Source organism: Streptococcus sp. DD11 (assembly GCF_001578865.1).
Taxonomy (GTDB): Bacteria; Bacillota; Bacilli; order Lactobacillales; family Streptococcaceae; genus Streptococcus; species Streptococcus panodentis.
In genome coordinates this window covers 389560-391257 of sequence record NZ_KQ969393.1, presented here as the reverse complement: position 1 = coordinate 391257, position 1698 = coordinate 389560, and the positions used below count along the sequence as shown (strand labels likewise).

General features: G+C 54.1%; 1 protein-coding gene. It reads right to left on the bottom strand.

The window, feature by feature from the left end:
- Positions 1-87: 87 nt before the first annotated feature.
- Positions 88-1698, bottom strand: a 1611-nt coding sequence (gene pheT / locus STRDD11_RS05095) for a phenylalanine--tRNA ligase subunit beta (protein WP_241209318.1), incomplete at its 5' end; no start/stop codon positions are given.

Here is a 1698-nt window from a genome sequence, read left to right as displayed (position 1 = left end):
AGATACGGTTTCCGAGCAAGTCTATTGATTAAGTGTTTCTAAAAGGCGGTGGGATTGAGTCTGTCTCAGCCTCTTTTAGGATATATTCTACCTCACCTCTGCTCCGAGCTTTTCGGTCAGGGATTGTTGGATTTTTTTCATATATTTTGCGACTTCTTCGTCGGTCAGGCTGGCTTCTGGATTTTGGAAAGTCAGGCTGTAGGCCATAGATTTGAGGCCGACACCCAGCTTGTCACCTGAGAAGATGTCAAAGAGTTTGATGTCGGTCAGGCGTTTGACACCGGCTGCCTGAATGGCATCCAGGACCTCTTGGTGGGTGATTTCTGCCTTGAGCAGCAGAGCCACATCACGGGTCACAGCCGGGAACTTCGTAATTTCAGCAAATGGCTGGGCTGGCTGCAGCTGCTCTTCAATAGCAGAGAGGCTGAGCTCGGCCACATAGGTCTCTGGAATGTCGTAGGCCTTGGCTGTCGCTGGGTGCACTTGTCCGACAAAGCCGATCGGCTGGCCATTGACAGAGATAAGCGCGGTCCGGCCGGGATGCATGCTGGGCAGCTGATCCGTAGCTCTATAGTCAGCTTCCAGCCCAAGACGGTCAAAGAGGGCTTCTGCCACTCCTTTTGCATAGAAGAAATCTACCGGCACAGCCTTCGTTTGGAAATCCTTCTCCTGGACCAAGCCAGTAAGAGCAAAGGCAAAGCTGTTGATTTCATGGGGCAGATCTTCCTTGGGATTGCCTGTCTGCTCAAAGACCTTGCCAATTTCATAAAGGGCAGCATTCTTATTTTTACGGGCAGCATTATAGCTGACCGCATCCAGCATGCCAGACACCATATTCTGACGAAGCACGCTGCGCTCCACCGTCATGGGCCACATGAGCTCGGTCTGCTTGCTGGGATTGAGGCTAAACTCAACCGCCTTTTCCGGTGTCGTCAGAGCATAGGTGATAATTTCTGTCAGGCCAGCTCCCTCTGCCGCCGTCCGAACTTTACGGCGTAATTTTTGTGTCGCGGTCAGTTCTCCTGCTGTACCAGCATCCTGAGGCAAGGAAATCGGCAGGCGATCATAGCCATAAATACGGGCAATCTCCTCATAGAGGTCAGCTGGAATGCTGATGTCCCAGCGGCGGGCAGGCACGCTGACAGTAAATGTCTCTGCCGAACCGCTCAGGCCAAAGCCCAGCCGGCGGAAAACATCCTCGACATCCGCATAGGTCAAGTCTGTTCCCAAGACCCGATTGACATCTGCCAGACTGGTCGAAACCTGCTTGTCAGCCATGTCCAGCTGGCCGGCTTGGACGATACCTGCCCGGACAGTGGCTCCTGCCAAGTCCGCAATCATGCTGGCTGCCGCATCCAAGGCTTCGTTGACCGTTGCTGCATTGATACCTTTTTCAAAGCGGGATGAAGACTCCGACCGCAATCCCAGACGGCTGCTGGTCTTGCGGATAGATTTGCCATCAAAGACGGCTGCTTCCAGAACAATCCGGCTTGACTTGTCAGAGATTTCCGTCGCCTGACCGCCCATGACACCGGCCAATGCCACCGGCTGATCCGCTACCGCAATGACCAAGTCTGAAGCTTCCAGCTGGCGCTCTTCTCCGTCCAGAGTGACCAAGCTCTCACCGGCACGCGCCTCCCGCACGACAATCCTGTCACCCTCAAAGGTATCCAGATCAAAGGCATGCATAGGCTGACC